Here is a 14,074-nt window from a genome sequence, read left to right as displayed (position 1 = left end):
ATATAATTTTGCTTTTTATTTTAAGGATTTTGGCGATGAAAGTGGCTTTTTTTGACTCTGGTTTTGGCGGACTTAGCGTTTTAAACGAGGCATTACATAGATTTAATGGCTGTGAGTTTATCTATTTTGCTGATACAAAAAATGTCCCTTACGGCGTAAAAAGCGTAGAGCAAATCACGGCACTTTCGCTTAGAGCGTGTGAGTTTCTAGCCTCTTTAAATGTTAAAGCCATTATCATTGCCTGTAACACCGCAACTAGTGCCGCCGTAGCCAAGCTTAGAGCAAATTTAGACGTGCCAATAATCGGAATGGAACCAGCGGTAAAACAAGCACTAAAAACATCTACAAACTGCATACTTACCGCCACAAATGCTACGATAAACGGCATTAAGCTTGATAATCTTTTAACTACCTTAAACGCTCACGAAAGGGTGGCAAAACTAGCACTGCCGGGGCTTGTAGAGTTTGCTGAAAATTTAGAGTTTAATAGCCAAAATGTGCGTGAATACTTAGAGCGTGAGCTTAATAGGTTTGATTTAAAAGAGTATGGCTCACTTGTGCTTGGTTGCACGCATTTTAACTATTTTAAGGACACAATGCGTGAAATTTTGCCAAAAAATGTGGTGTTTATTGATGGGATTGACGGCACTTTAAGGCGTTTGAGTGAAATTTTACCAGCTATAAAAACAGGGCAGGGCGAAAATAAAATAAGCTACTTTTGCTCGTATGAAAAGTGCGAGAAAGACGAAAAAATCGCCACGCTTTTAGCAAGACTTGAAGCGATGAGAGGGATAAAATGAGTAAGTATTTAGACGAGATAAAAGAGAATTTTAACGAGTATTTAAAAAAGAGTGGCGGCGATAGGGTTTTGTTTTTACAAAGCTTAATTAAGGCGATGAGTTATAGCATTATAGGGCTTGATAAAAGCTGGACGGACGAGTGTTTTAGCACTAATGATTACGAAAAACACTTAGATCTTATCTATCAGGCAAATAGATTTTTGCTAATGCCTAGCTGTTCTGGCGGATATGATCACTGTATGAACACCTTTGCGATTTTTCGCTCGTTTTATTGCAATGATTTGGGCGTGATTTCGCGTATTTTACCGCACGAACTTGGGATTTGTAAAAACGGCTATCCTTTTTATCTTGCGTTTTGTAACCTTTTTATGGGGCTTTGGTATAAGGATGAGAAAATTTTAGATTATGCCGTGCCAAAGGCTGTGAAATTTGTGGGTAGCAAAAAACCGCTTTGGGAGAGAAGTGCTGTGAGATTTTTGCTTGGAATTTATGAAAAGGACGCTGAAATTTTAAGCGAGAGTTTTAAAGAAATTTGCGCTGGTATTTTAAGAATTGATATAAATGAATATGATAAAATCGCCGCTGTGCACGGATTTTATGCTATGGCTTTACATTTTGACTTTGATGATTTTGCCCTGCTAGATTATAAAAATTTTAGTGCCGATTTTGCAAAATGGCAAAGGCAAAATTTAGACTACAAGCCAAAGCTTTATTTGAAATTTCAGGGCGAATTAGAGCTTTTAAACACCATTTTAACTCACGATGTGGCAAAAAGTATAATTACAAAACCATACGAAAATGATAAGAAATTTTATTTAGATGAGGACGAAATGGCAAAAAATATGGCAATTAGTATAAATGCCCAAATTTAAGTTTAGCTACTTAAAACAGATCGCTGTGGCTGCCAACTTGCATTAAATAAAGAGCCAAAACACCGTTATCTATTTTATACACCAGCAACAAATCAGGCTTGATATGGCACTCTCTGAAATCTTTATATTTGCCTTTAAGCTGGTGATCCTTGTGTTTTTGCTCCAACGTTTCGCCGTTAGCAAGTTTAAAAACCACTTCGTCAATTAAATCTTGATTTTGTGTGGATTGTTTTTTAAATTGTATTTTGTATCTTTTTGAAGTTACGATTTTATACACTTTTTAACTTCTCATTTTTTTTTGATAATCTTTAAAATTTTTACACTCTATAACATCGCCTTTTTTAAACTCATCAATTGCCTTATCAAGCCCAGAAATAGGAAGTTCTTTCTTCTTTTTTATCTCCAAATTTGGACTTAATGCTTTTAAACTCTCTAAAACCGCTAAAATTTCACTACTTACATTATTTAAGATCACTTGCATTTTAACCCCTTATAAATCGCCTATTTTATCACTTGTAAATTTAAACGCCCCTAATTTATAAAAACAACCCGGCAATTTTAGCATAAATGCCCAAATTTAAACGCCATATAAACTCTTTTTGGCTAAAATCAAGCTAAAATTTTAGGGTTAAACAATGCAAAAAAAATATAGACCAAATGTTTCAGCAGTAATACTCTCGTCAAAATACCCTTTTAAATGCGAAATTTTCGTAGCAAACAGGGTTGATTTGGACGGAGTTTGGCAGTTTCCGCAAGGTGGCATTGATGAGGGCGAGGAGCCAAAGACTGCTTTGTTGCGTGAGCTAAATGAGGAGATTGGAACTGATGAGATAGAAATTCTTGATGAGTATCCCCAGTGGCTTAGCTACGACTTTCCAAATGGAGCGAGTAAGAAGATGTATCCGTTTGACGGGCAGACCCAGAAGTATTTTTTGGTGCGTTTAAAGCCAAATGCTAGGATAAATTTAAACACGACACATCCTGAATTTAGCGAGTATAAATTTTTAACTTATAGCAGTATTTTTGATGAGATAAACCATTTTAAAAAGCCAATTTATACAAAAGTTTTAAATTATTTTAAAGAAAAGGGGTACTTTTAATGCTGATTGTTCAAAAATTCGGCGGAACAAGTGTAGGCACACTTGAACGCATTGAGGCAGTAGCAGAGCGTGTCATAGAGACTAAAAAAACTGGAGCGGATGTTGTAGTTGTCGTATCTGCGATGAGTGGCGTGACAAACCAGCTCGTAGAGTATGGCGAACACTTCTCAAAGCAGCCAGACGGCATAGCTATGGATATGCTTCTTAGCTCCGGAGAGCAGGTTACGACGGCTATTTTGACGATCGCATTAAATGCTAAAGGCTACGAATGTGTAGGGCTAACTGGTGCTATGGCTGGTATAAAAACCGATAGTGTCCATACAAAAGCAAGGATAGAAAAGATAGACACCGCGCGCATAAAAGATGAGCTAAGAGCTGGTAAAATAGTAGTTGTGGCAGGTTTTCAGGGTATAGATGAGAGTGGGGATATAACTACGCTTGGACGTGGCGGATCTGACCTTTCGGCTGTGGCTTTAGCAGGAGCTTTAAATGCTGATTTGTGTGAAATTTTCACTGATGTTGACGGCGTTTATACGACTGATCCTAGAATTGAGAAAAAGGCTAAAAAGCTTGAGAAAATTAGCTATGAGGAGATGTTAGAACTTGCAAGTGCTGGTGCAAAAGTATTGCAAAACCGCTCAGTAGAGATGGCTAAAAAATTAAACGTAAAGCTCGTTACAAGAAGTAGTTTTAACCACAACGAAGGAACATTAATAACACAGGAGGATAATATGGAAGCGGTTTTAGTAAGCGGTATAGCACTAGATAAAAATCAAGCAAGAGTAACTTTAAGAGGCGTTGTAGATAAACCTGGCATTGCAGCTGAAATTTTCACTGCACTTGCAAAGAAAAATATAAACGTCGATATGATAATCCAAAACGTAGGTCAAGACGGCACGACAAATTTGGGCTTTACTGTGCCTCAAAATGAACTTGAACTTGCAAAAAAGACTATGCAAGAGTTAGCTGTAGCAAAGAATGTCGAGTATGATGACGCTATTGTTAAGGTTTCAGTCGTTGGCGTTGGTATGAAGAGCCATAGTGGCGTTGCGTGTTTGGCGTTTGAGACACTAGCACGTGAGGGCATAAATATACAAATGATCTCAACAAGCGAGATAAAAATTTCAATGATAGTAGATCAAAAATACGGAGAACTCGCGGTTCGCGTATTACACGATGCGTATGAGTTAGATAAATAATGCAAGATTTTGTAAAGTGGAGTAATGACACTATCATAAAAGAAGGCTTAAACGCCACAATGCAGGAGTTTAGGGTAGAGTGGATAGCTCTACTCTCTTCAAGGCTAAAATATCTGCTTGAGGGTCGCGTTTTTATAGTCATCACCGATGAGGAGCGCTCTTGGTTTGAAAGCTATATATTAAAACGCATAAACCGCTCAGCCGCACGTCCGCTACTGCCCTTTGTGAGCCTAAAAGCACTCTATCAACATATAGATGAGATAAACTCGAGTGAGCAAATTTCACTTCTTGAGGATATGCTAAGTCTTACTTTTCCAAATGGATATGTATTTTTTTATATTGGCAAAAATATTGACAAACGTGCAAATATCGCCAAAAACAGCGAAGATAGCTATATGTGGCTGTTTGATGAGCAAATGCACAACTCCATATCACTAAATTCAAATGATGAAAATTTAGACATAAAGCTTATGCAACTTTTTAAACTATTTGATAAAAGTATCGATGCCGTGCTTTTAAATCAAGCGAGTTTGATTTAAAAATGCAGAGTAAAATCGTCATTACAAACGACTTTGACGCTCTTAAACTAGATTTAGAGGCTAAATTTAACCAATCTAGTTTAAGATTTTTCATATCTGATGAGTTTTTGCTAGAAAATGCTCACGATGTAATAAAAGAGGCATATATCGCAGAAAGTAGCCCAAAACTTCTTGTAATAATGTCAAAAAGCTACCGAGTTGAAGCACAAAATTCTCTCCTGAAAATTATCGAAGAGCCACCAAAAAACATCTATTTTTTAATCGCAACTCAAAGTAAAAATTTGCTTTTGCAGACTATTCGCTCAAGGCTTATTTTGGAAAATCTTCTAAAACCAAAGCAACGAAAGACGCTTGAGATCAATTTAAAACAGCTTGATATGGCTGAAATTTACAAATTTTTAGAAAATATTGAAGCACAAGAGAGATCTGATAAATTTGGCAAAAATGAGCTTAAAGAGCTTGTATCAGATATCGTAGTTAAGGCACTTGAGATTGGATTTAGATTTAGCGATGATGAGCTTAGCTACTTTTATAAGCTAATAAGCCTAGTAGAGCTAAACGCAAAATCACCACAAATCCTAACCCCGCTTTTGCTTACGATTTTAAGAAAGGGCAGAGTTTGAAATTTTATAAGATAAATGAGAAGTCAAATTTTGATGAAATTTGCAAAAGTATCGCTGCAAGCACGGCTGGTGTGAATATAATGCGTGAAAAATCAACACTAAATTTCATCTACATTAAGGATATAAAATCCCCAGCAGCAAATATTTTAAAGCAAGACGCGCTTAGCGTTGGGGCTGATTTGGTAACGCATAAAGATACGATTTTTGGGCGTCAAATGCTTTCAGACGCACTTTTAATCGGCTCAAATGCACAGCTAAAAAAATTAGCCAAAAAAGAGAAACTGCAAGATTTTGGGCTTAAAAATTTAGCCGATTTTTTGGCTCTAAGTTTTAAAAAGCCACAAAAACCTGAAATTATGGGTGTTTTAAATATAAATGATGATAGTTTTAACGAGGCAAGCCGTGTTGATACAAAAAGTGGTATAGAAAAAGCCATAAAAATGATAGAACAAGGTGCTACCTACATTGACCTTGGCGGAGTTTCTAGTCGCCCCGGCAGTGAGTATTGTGGGCGTGATGAGGAGTTTAGGCGAATAAAGGATATCGTGGCTGAAATTTGTAGGCAAAATTTGCACGAAAAGGTGAAATTTAGCCTTGATAGCTTTGATGAGTATTGCCTTGAATACGCCCTAAATCACGGCTTTAAAATGATAAATGATATCACGGCAAATCCAAATTTGGCTCATTTAGCTAAAAAATATGATGCCCAGTTTTGCCTAATGCATATGCAAAATGACCCAAAAACTATGCAAAACGCTCCACATTATGATGATTTAATCGCACAGATTGATGAGTTTTTTAAAGAAAAAATAGAAAAATCACTTGCAGATGGGGCTAAAAATTTAGTCCTTGATGTTGGCATTGGCTTTGGTAAAACCCCACAGCACAATATGCTTTTAATCAAGCATTTAGAGCATTTTACGCATTTTGGTTACCCACTTTTAATTGGTGCAAGTAGAAAATCAGTTATAAATTTCTACCACAAAAGCGAGGTTAAAGACAGGCTTTCTGGCTCACTTTATCTACACTTAAAAGCTTATGAAAATGGGGCGAGTATCATTAGAACGCACGATGTTTTTGAGCATTCACAGCTTTTTAACTTGCATTTGGCTTATGAAAGCGAGAATTTATGGTAAAAAAAGATTACGAAAAAGCGATTGAAACGCTAAATTTATGGGCAAAGGCGTATTACACTGATGACGCTCCACTTGCTAGTGACGCCGAGTATGACGCACTTTATCACGCAGTTTTAGAGTATGAGACAAAAAATCCAGCCGATATTTCGCTATTTTCGCCTACATCTAGAATCGGCGGTGCTGTGAGTGAGAAATTTAGTAAAGCAACACACATTAAACAAATGTGGTCAATGGAGGATATTTTTGATAAAAACGAGCTAAATGCGTGGCTAGGGCGTGGCGATAAACATCGTTTTAGCTTTATAGCACAGCCAAAATTTGACGGCGCTAGTTTGAATTTACTTTATGAAAATGGCGTTTTAGTTCGTGCTATTACTCGTGGGGACGGCGTAATTGGCGAGGATGTGACGCTAAATGCAAAAACTATTGCTTCAATCCCTTTAAAAATAGATTACGCAGACCAAATTGAAATTCGTGGCGAAGTTGTCATCGCAAAAAGCGATTTTGAAGCCATAAATAACGAACGTGCCAAAAATGGCGAGACGCTTTTATCAAACCCACGAAACGCCGCCGCTGGTAGCCTTAGGCAGCTTGATAGTAGCGTCACAGCAAAGAGAAAGCTACTTTTTGTGCCGTGGGGTGTTGGGGCAAATGTGCTTAAATTTGAAAAATACAGCGAAGTTATGGAGTTTGTCCGCTCACTTGGCTTTTACTCTGATGATTTTTTTAAAATTTGTAAAAACGAGAGTGAGATAAATATTGCTTACGACGAGCTTTTAAGCCTAAGAGACAAAAAAGAGATTTTAATGGATGGTTTAGTCGTTAGGATTAATGAGTTACAAAGCGAAACACAGCTTGGTTATACCGTGAAATTCCCAAAATTTATGGTCGCTTTTAAATTTCCAGCCATAGAGCAGACCACACAGCTTCTTGATGTGGCATTACAGGTTGGGCGAAGTGGCGTGGTTACGCCTGTTGGAGTGCTTAGCGAGGTTATTATTGACGGAGCTAGGGTAAAGTCTGCTACGCTTCATAACTTTGATGAGATTGAGCGACTTGGACTTAAAAAGGGCGATTTTGTAGGTATTATTCGCTCAGGCGACGTCATTCCAAAAATCACAAACGTATTTAAAGAGCGTCGAAATGGCTCTGAAATGCCAATCCTTCGCCCTACACACTGTCCAGAGTGTGGCTCACATCTGCTTGATGAGGGCGTGTTTGTAAAGTGTCAAAATTTAGAGTGTAAATCAAGAGTGATAAACTCAATAATTTATTATGCCTCAAAAAAATGCCTAAACATTGACGGGCTTGGCGACGCGATAGTTACGCTGCTTTATGAGCGTGGGTTAATTGAAAAGATAGCTGACATTTACGCTTTAAAATTTGATGATTTAATCAAACTTGAAGGCTTTAAAGATAAAAAGGTTCAAAATTTACTAAATGCGATACAGGCTAGTCGTGGCGTTAGTTTGTGGCGATTTATCAGCGGTCTTGGCTGTGAGCATATTGGCGAAGTGGCTGCTAAAAAGATAGAAAACACATTTGGCGATGAGTGGATTAATGCAAAATTTGATGAAATTTTAGCCATTGACGGCTTTGGTAAAGAGATGGCGCAAAGCTTTGTTGAGTTTATAGAGGTTAATAAAACTTCAATTATAAATTTGCTTGATATCGTCCGTCCAGTCGCACAAAAGCTTGAAATTGTAGGCTCAGCAATTACTGGCAAAACCTTTGTAATCACAGGCACACTCTCACGCCCAAGAGATGATTTTAAAATGATTATTGAGCAAAACGGTGCAAAAGTTAGTGGTTCGGTTTCAAAAAAAACCGACTTTGTTTTAGCTGGCAGCGAGGCTGGCTCTAAGCTTGAAAAGGCAAACGAGCTTGGCGTAAAGGTGCTAAGCGAGAGTGAGTTTTTCACGCTTTTAGGTGAGCAATGAGAGCTGATTTATACGTCTCAAACGCCCTAAATATCAGCCGAAACAAGGCGGCAGAGCTTATAAAGAGTGCTAAAATTTTAGCAGATGATAAGCCTTTAAAAAAGGTAAGCGATGAGCTAGAAAATGCTAAAATTACGCTACTTGATGATATTTTTGTAGGGCGTGGAGCATTAAAGCTTAAAGGCTTTTTAGATAGCTTTGATTTTGAAATTTGTGGCAAAAACGCACTTGATATTGGCTCATCAACCGGCGGGTTTATGCAAATTTTGCTATTAAAGGGCGTTAAAAGCGTAGTTGGCGTTGATGTTGGCACAAATCAGCTTGACGCTCTTTTAAGGGCTGATGATAGGGTAAAAATATATGAAAACACCGACATTAGAGAGTTTAAGAGTGAGCGTAAATTTGAGCTTATTACTGCTGATGTTAGTTTTATCTCGCTAACTCAAATTTTAAAATCCATTGATGATTTAGCCTTAAAAAACGCCACGATAATCTTGCTTTTTAAGCCACAATTTGAGGTTGGCAAAGAGGCAAAACGAGATAAAAAAGGCGTGGTTGTTGATAAAAAGGCGATTGCCTTAGCAGAGCGAAATTTCAGGCTAGAAGCGGCAAAATTTGGCTGGATTTTAAAAGAGATAAAAGAGTGTGAGCTAAAAGGAAAGGAAGGAAATGCCGAAATTTTCTACGCTTTTAACAAAATCTAACATCACGGCCGTTGCGATCGGGCATTTTGACGGAGTGCATAGGGGGCATAAACAGCTTTTAAAGCAACTTGGTGAGTTTGGCGGACTTGTCGTGATTGATAAAAATAAGGCGAATTTAACACCAAAACTAAAACGTGCCGAGTATTCAAACTACCCTTGCTTTTTGTATGATTTTGAGGCGATTAAAAATCTAAGTGGCGATGAATTTATTGCACTTTTAAAGCGTGATTTTAAAAATTTAGCTAAAATCGTGGTCGGTTATGACTTTCGTTTTGGCAGAAACAGAGCGTGGGACAAGCACGATTTAAAGCGAATTTTTGACGGCGAAGTGGTTGTGGTTGATGAGTATTGCTTTGAAGGCAAGGGCGTTCATAGCTCTACAATTAGGGAGCTAATCAAACTTGGCGATGTAAGAGAGGCAAACAAGCTTTTAGGGCGTGAGTATTCGGTTGAAGGGCAGGTTGTAGCTGGGCAGGGGCTTGGTAAGAGCAAACTTGTGCCGACGCTAAATTTAGAACTTTATGGCTATTTGCCCCCAAAGCAGGGCGTTTATGCTACACGCACAAAGATAGCAAATGTCACTTACGGCTCTGTTACCTTTGTTGGCAACCGCATTAGCACTGACGGCGTATTTAGCGTTGAAACGCATATTTTAGGCGTAAATTTAGAGCAAACTCCACAAAGTGTGGCTGTATGCTTTGTGGCTAGACTTCGCGATAATATGAAATTTCAAAGCCTAAACGAGCTAAAAGAGCAAATTTTAAAAGATATAAAAAATGCAAATGAATTTACTGGATATTGTGAGTTAAATTTATGAGCAATCTGGCAGCAAAATGCTACAAATTAGCGTTTTGCGAGATTGCGAAAAGTAGTAACGCCAACTGCTCATCAACGAGCCGAAGCGTTTTGCAAGATTTTAAAGGTTAATACAAAGAGAATAAAATGACACCAAAAGATAAAATTTTTACAAAACCGATAAAAAAGCAGTTTGAGTTTGATGAGGCAGTTGTGTCGGTTTTTGATGATATGATTGGGCGAAGTGTGCCGTATTACGGCGTTTGCGTGGATTTGATAACTCAAATTTTAGCTAAAAATTTAGCCAAAAATGCAAACGTGATTGACCTTGGCTGTTCAACAGCGACCACACTTTTATCAATACACGAAGCAAGAGGCGACCTTGTTTTAAGCGGGATTGATAGCTCAGAAGCGATGATAAAAACGGCAAAGGATAAAGCACAAGCTTATGGGGCTAGGCTAAATTTAGAGGTCGGCGACATTTTAGAGTGTGAAATTTCTGGTTTTGACGCCGTGCTTTTAAACTACACTTTGCAGTTTATTCGTCCTATAAAAAGAGCTGAGTTTGTGGCTAAAATTTATAATTCGTTAAATGAAAATGGGATTTTTATTTTTAGCGAAAAGATAATTTATGAGGATAAAAAATTTGCAAAAAATATGATTGAAATTTATGAAAATTACAAGCAATCACAGGGCTACTCACGCTATGAGATCGCTCAAAAACGAGAGGCACTTGAAAACGTGCTAATCCCATACACCGAAGATGAAAATCGCACTTTGGTGCTAAACGCTGGATTTAAAAGGGTTGAGAGCGTGTTTAAGTGGGGGAATTTTATGAGTTTTGTTGCGTTTAAATAGCAACTCACATCCATTCAATTACCTGCGTAATCTCTTTTGCATAAAAACACTTAATCCGCTGCGTATCAAGTGGTTTGCTAGGTATTATCGCATTTTTAAATTTCTGTGTTTTTGCCTCCTTTAGGCGTTGGTCTATATTAAAAACATCGCGAATTTCGCCGTTTAGGCTAAGCTCCCCGATAAAAACACTCTCTTTACTAATTGGACGATTTTTAAAACTTGAAATAATAGCCGCAACCACCGCCAAATCAGCCGCCGTTTCTGTGATTTTAACGCCACCTGAAACGTTTATGAAAACATCATAATGCCCCAGTGGAATTTCAAGCTTTCGCTCTAGGAGTGCTAAGAGCATATCAAGGCGGTTTTTTTCATATCCAGTCGCACTTCGTTTTGGGTAGCTACTCTCGCAAACAAGAGCTTGAATCTCAACACTTAAAGCACGTGTGCCTTCCATTATTATCGTGATTGCTGAGCCACTTATGGCGTTACCACGAGTGAAAAATTTACTTGAAATTTCAGTGGCTGAAACTAAGCCATTTTTACCCATTTCAAAAATTCCAACCTCACTTGTTGAACCAAAGCGATTTTTAAAACCACGTAAAATTCGCAACTCTCTTGACGCATCGCCCTCAAAATAAAGCACCACATCAACCATATGTTCAAGCACTCTAGGTCCTGCTATCGCACCCTCTTTTGTAATGTGTCCGACGATAAAAACGCAGATATTTTCATCTTTTGCAAGTCTTAAAAGCTCAAATGTAATCTCACGAACCTGCGAAACTGAACCCGGTGCCGAGCTTACTTTTTCTGAATATAGCGTTTGGATTGAGTCAATTATAAGCACCTTATACTCGCTCTTTCGCACCTCGGCGATGATATTTTCAAGGCAAATTTCAGTTAAAAGGTATAAATTTTTATCCACTGCATTTAGTCGCTCGGCTCTCATTTTTATCTGACTAGCACTCTCCTCGCCACTTACATAAAGTGTTTTTTTATCATCCTTGGCTAAATTTGAGCCGATTTTTAAAAGAAGCGTTGATTTGCCAATGCCAGGACTGCCTCCAATTAGCACGAGTGAGCCTTCAACCACACCGCCTCCAAGCACCAAATCAAGCTCTTTATCGCTGGTTGAAAATCTATTAATGCTCTCAATCTCAACCTTATCAATACCAACTGCTTTGCTTGGCGTGTTTGAAATTTTTGCTATCTCTTCATTTACTTTTATCTGTGTTTGACTAAGTTCTATAAAGCTATCCCAAGCACCGCAATTTGGACATTTTCCCACCCATTTGCCTTGCTGATTGCCACAGCTTTGACACTCAAAAACTGCCTTATTTTTTGCCATTTTCTACCTTTTTTGTTTTGATTATAGCATTATTTTTGGGTATAATGCGGGAATGAGTAGAAAAGATAAATTACAAAATGAGATAGATACATTAAAAACAAAATTAAGCATTACGTTTAGTGCGATTTTGGCAGTTTTGGGCTGGTATGGCGGCACTTTTGATTTTAGTGTGGTGAAATTTTTACTTGCACTTTTTGGACTTGTGCCACTTTGTGCTTTTTATTATTTAACAGAGAGAAAATTTAAAGAGAAAAATGAAAAAATAGGGGATATGAAATGATTTTTAAGGTTTTGGCTTTTTTGCCTTTTGTGTTAGGTTTTGGCACTATCGGTTATGTTTTTTATAAATTTTATAGCGATAAAGATGAGAAGTTAAAACCAAATAGTTAAATTTTACTCGTTTAACTACATAAACAGCTAAAATTCCACCCAAAATTCCGATAAAATCGGCAATTATGTCAATTAAGCTAAATTCTCTGCTAGGCAGAAAGCTTTGGACTATCTCTATTTGAATGCCAAAGACTAAAAGTAGTGAAATTTTAGTTAAAATTTCAAGCTTAAATGCGAAATTTAGCAAGAAATACAGGACGCTAAACGCCAAAAAGTGGTTTGTTTTATCCCAAAAAACCTCATTTATTGCCATACTTTTTGAAGTCGTAGCTAGATACTCAACCGCAAAAAGTGTGATAAAAAAGCAAATTTTAGCCAAAAATGCTATCCATTAATCCATCTAAAAACTCATCAGGGTTAAATTTTACCAAATCGTCCATTTTCTCACCCACGCCGATGTATAAAATTGGTAGTTCAAGCTCACGCGCCACGCCAAATAAAGCACCGCCTTTTGGTGTGCCGTCAAGCTTTGTAATAATCACGCCATCAAGGCTAACAATCTCGTTAAATGCCTTTGCCTGAGCCACACCAGCATTGCCCTGTGTGCCATCAAGTATTAAAATTTTGCGGTGAGGGGCTTTTTCGTATGCTTTTTGACTAATACGCACGATTTTGCTTAGCTCGTTTGCTAAATTTGTCTGATTTGAAAGCCTGCCAGCGGTGTCTAAAATTACGTTGTCAATGTTCTTTGCAAGTGCTGAGCTAATCGTATCAAAAGCAACAGCCGATGGGTCGTGTCCTTGCTGTGAGGCTACTATTGGCACATTTAGGCGAAGCGACCACTGGCGAAGTTGCTCAATTGCACCAGCACGAAAGGTATCACAGGCACCTAAAATCACGCTTTTGCCGCTATTTTTGTATAAATTTGCTAGTTTTGCGATAGTTGTGGTTTTACCAGCGCCATTTACGCCTAAAATCAGCTCCACAAAAGGCTTATCATCAGCTATTACTCGCTCTTTTTCGTAGATAAAATAGCTACTCATCACGCGTTTTAAATCATCTCTTTTTACCTCGTCTTGTGGGGGTAAATAGTATAAAATTTCCTCAACAATCTCATACGCCACGTCCGCTTCTAAAAGTAGCTCTTCAAGCAGTCCTTTTGTGATTTTGGCGTCTTTTTTAGCAGCAAAAATGCTTTTAAAAAATCCTATCATTTTACCGCCTTTAAAATATCACCCTCTAACATCTCCTCAGGCACTAGCCCCGTGTAAGTCGCAGCGTGTGAGCCGTTAGCCTTGTATAAAATCGAAGCGGGTAGCCCAATCACACCGCCAACTGCCTTTTCAAAGATAAAATTTTCATCGCCAACTGCTACGTTATATTTTATTTTGTTTTTCTTTACAAAGTCGCTAATCTCATCAGTGCCTTTATTTTCAAGCAAAATGGCGACTATATTTAGCTCCTTTGCAAATTTCTCACTTAAGTTATTAAGGTGTGGAATTTCGGCACGACACGGCGGGCACCAAGTCGCAAAAAACACAAAAAGCGTTGCTTTTTTATCATCTACTTCTTTGTTTATGCCGTTATCCTCACGCATTTTTAGGGCAAAATCTTGTCCGTTTAAAAGCTTTAGTGTGATTTTATCTTGATAAATTTGCTTTTTTTGTGGTTGATTAGTTTGGCTTATGTTGCTGTCTTTTGTTTGATTTTGCCCTTGGTTTTTATCCTTATCGCCACAACCAAATAGTAAAAATATAGCAATAAATGTTATAATGGCACTTTTAAATTTCATAAATTTCCTTGTATTTTTGATAGCGGAAATTATACTAAAAG

Annotated in this window: 18 protein-coding genes; 12 read left to right on the top strand and 6 right to left on the bottom strand. The window is 37.8% G+C overall.

The window, feature by feature from the left end; translation table 11 throughout:
- Nucleotides 1–35 precede the first annotated feature (35 nt).
- Nucleotides 36–800: a glutamate racemase gene (gene murI / locus CMCT_RS04925; RefSeq protein ID WP_034966902.1), complete on the top strand. Its 765-nt coding sequence runs from the start codon at nt 36–38 to the stop codon at nt 798–800.
- Nucleotides 797–1,672, top strand: coding sequence for a hypothetical protein (locus CMCT_RS04920; protein WP_034966904.1), 876 nt, complete (start codon nt 797–799; stop codon nt 1,670–1,672). The genes murI and CMCT_RS04920 overlap by 4 nt, the downstream gene beginning before the upstream one ends.
- A 10-nt stretch (nt 1,673–1,682) precedes the next feature.
- On the opposite strand, the gene CMCT_RS04915 is transcribed toward CMCT_RS04920, so the two are convergent.
- Both CMCT_RS04915 and CMCT_RS04910 read right to left on the bottom strand, forming a co-directional pair.
- Nucleotides 1,683–1,949 (bottom strand): type II toxin-antitoxin system RelE/ParE family toxin, encoded by a 267-nt coding sequence (locus tag CMCT_RS04915; protein WP_034966906.1) that lies wholly within the window; start codon nt 1,947–1,949, stop codon nt 1,683–1,685.
- 3 nt (nt 1,950–1,952) lie between these two features.
- The gene (locus CMCT_RS04910) at nt 1,953–2,153 is read right to left on the bottom strand and encodes a hypothetical protein (RefSeq protein ID WP_034966908.1); all 201 of its coding nucleotides are present in this window, start codon (nt 2,151–2,153) and stop codon (nt 1,953–1,955) included.
- 154 nt (nt 2,154–2,307) lie between these two features.
- On the opposite strand from CMCT_RS04910, the gene CMCT_RS04905 reads away from it, so the two are divergent.
- The 9 genes from CMCT_RS04905 to cmoA all read left to right on the top strand — a co-directional run bounded on the left by CMCT_RS04905 (nt 2,308) and on the right by cmoA (nt 10,566).
- Nucleotides 2,308–2,772 (top strand): RNA pyrophosphohydrolase, encoded by a 465-nt coding sequence (locus CMCT_RS04905; protein ID WP_169752227.1) that lies wholly within the window; start codon nt 2,308–2,310, stop codon nt 2,770–2,772.
- Nucleotides 2,772–3,971, top strand: a complete 1,200-nt coding sequence (locus tag CMCT_RS04900) for an aspartate kinase (protein ID WP_034966910.1) — start codon at nt 2,772–2,774, stop codon at nt 3,969–3,971. The genes CMCT_RS04905 and CMCT_RS04900 overlap by 1 nt, the downstream gene beginning before the upstream one ends.
- A complete protein-coding gene (locus CMCT_RS04895) occupies nt 3,971–4,510 on the top strand; it encodes a HobA family DNA replication regulator (protein ID WP_034966912.1) in 540 nt (179 codons plus the stop codon). The genes CMCT_RS04900 and CMCT_RS04895 overlap by 1 nt, the downstream gene beginning before the upstream one ends.
- 2 nt (nt 4,511–4,512) lie before the next feature.
- Nucleotides 4,513–5,133, top strand: coding sequence for a DNA polymerase III subunit delta' (locus CMCT_RS04890; protein WP_034966914.1), 621 nt, complete (start codon nt 4,513–4,515; stop codon nt 5,131–5,133).
- A complete protein-coding gene (gene folP / locus CMCT_RS04885) occupies nt 5,130–6,269 on the top strand; it encodes a dihydropteroate synthase (RefSeq protein ID WP_034966917.1) in 1,140 nt (379 codons plus the stop codon). The genes CMCT_RS04890 and folP overlap by 4 nt, the downstream gene beginning before the upstream one ends.
- Nucleotides 6,263–8,209, top strand: a complete 1,947-nt coding sequence (ligA, locus tag CMCT_RS04880; RefSeq protein ID WP_034966918.1) for an NAD-dependent DNA ligase LigA — start codon at nt 6,263–6,265, stop codon at nt 8,207–8,209. The genes folP and ligA overlap by 7 nt, the downstream gene beginning before the upstream one ends.
- Nucleotides 8,206–8,913 carry a 23S rRNA (cytidine-2'-O)-methyltransferase TlyA gene (tlyA, locus tag CMCT_RS04875; RefSeq protein WP_034966921.1) on the top strand — a complete coding sequence of 236 codons (708 nt, stop codon included), beginning with the start codon at nt 8,206–8,208 and terminating at the stop codon, nt 8,911–8,913. The genes ligA and tlyA overlap by 4 nt, the downstream gene beginning before the upstream one ends.
- The gene (locus CMCT_RS04870) at nt 8,879–9,730 is read left to right on the top strand and encodes a bifunctional riboflavin kinase/FAD synthetase (RefSeq protein WP_034966923.1); all 852 of its coding nucleotides are present in this window, start codon (nt 8,879–8,881) and stop codon (nt 9,728–9,730) included. Before tlyA ends, CMCT_RS04870 begins: the two co-directional genes overlap by 35 nt.
- 125 nt (nt 9,731–9,855) lie before the next feature.
- Entirely contained in the window at nt 9,856–10,566 is a 711-nt protein-coding gene (cmoA, locus tag CMCT_RS04865) for a carboxy-S-adenosyl-L-methionine synthase CmoA (RefSeq protein WP_034966925.1), read from the top strand.
- Nucleotides 10,567–10,570: 4 nt separating this feature from the next.
- Here cmoA and radA read toward each other — a convergent pair whose 3' ends face one another.
- A complete protein-coding gene (gene radA, locus CMCT_RS04860; protein WP_034966928.1) occupies nt 10,571–11,911 on the bottom strand; it encodes a DNA repair protein RadA in 1,341 nt (446 codons plus the stop codon).
- A gap of 52 nt (nt 11,912–11,963) precedes the next feature.
- Between radA and CMCT_RS04855 the strand changes: the two genes are divergently transcribed.
- Entirely contained in the window at nt 11,964–12,191 is a 228-nt protein-coding gene (locus CMCT_RS04855) for a hypothetical protein (protein ID WP_034966929.1), read from the top strand.
- Between the two features lie 45 nt (nt 12,192–12,236).
- Here CMCT_RS04855 and CMCT_RS04850 read toward each other — a convergent pair whose 3' ends face one another.
- The 3 genes from CMCT_RS04850 to CMCT_RS04840 are packed head-to-tail and all read right to left on the bottom strand — an operon-like array spanning nt 12,237 to nt 14,033.
- Nucleotides 12,237–12,620 carry a VanZ family protein gene (locus CMCT_RS04850; protein WP_236844909.1) on the bottom strand — a complete coding sequence of 128 codons (384 nt, stop codon included), beginning with the start codon at nt 12,618–12,620 and terminating at the stop codon, nt 12,237–12,239.
- Nucleotides 12,613–13,455 (bottom strand): signal recognition particle-docking protein FtsY, encoded by an 843-nt coding sequence (ftsY, locus tag CMCT_RS04845; RefSeq protein ID WP_034966935.1) that lies wholly within the window; start codon nt 13,453–13,455, stop codon nt 12,613–12,615. The genes CMCT_RS04850 and ftsY overlap by 8 nt, the downstream gene beginning before the upstream one ends.
- Nucleotides 13,452–14,033, bottom strand: coding sequence for a TlpA family protein disulfide reductase (locus CMCT_RS04840; RefSeq protein ID WP_034966937.1), 582 nt, complete (start codon nt 14,031–14,033; stop codon nt 13,452–13,454). The genes ftsY and CMCT_RS04840 overlap by 4 nt, the downstream gene beginning before the upstream one ends.
- Nucleotides 14,034–14,074: the final 41 nt, after the last annotated feature.

The organism is Campylobacter mucosalis (genome assembly GCF_013372205.1).
In the GTDB taxonomy this organism is placed as follows: domain Bacteria; phylum Campylobacterota; class Campylobacteria; order Campylobacterales; family Campylobacteraceae; genus Campylobacter_A; species Campylobacter_A mucosalis.
Note: the sequence above shows the minus strand (reverse complement) of the source record. Positions and strands in the feature narration are given on the sequence as shown.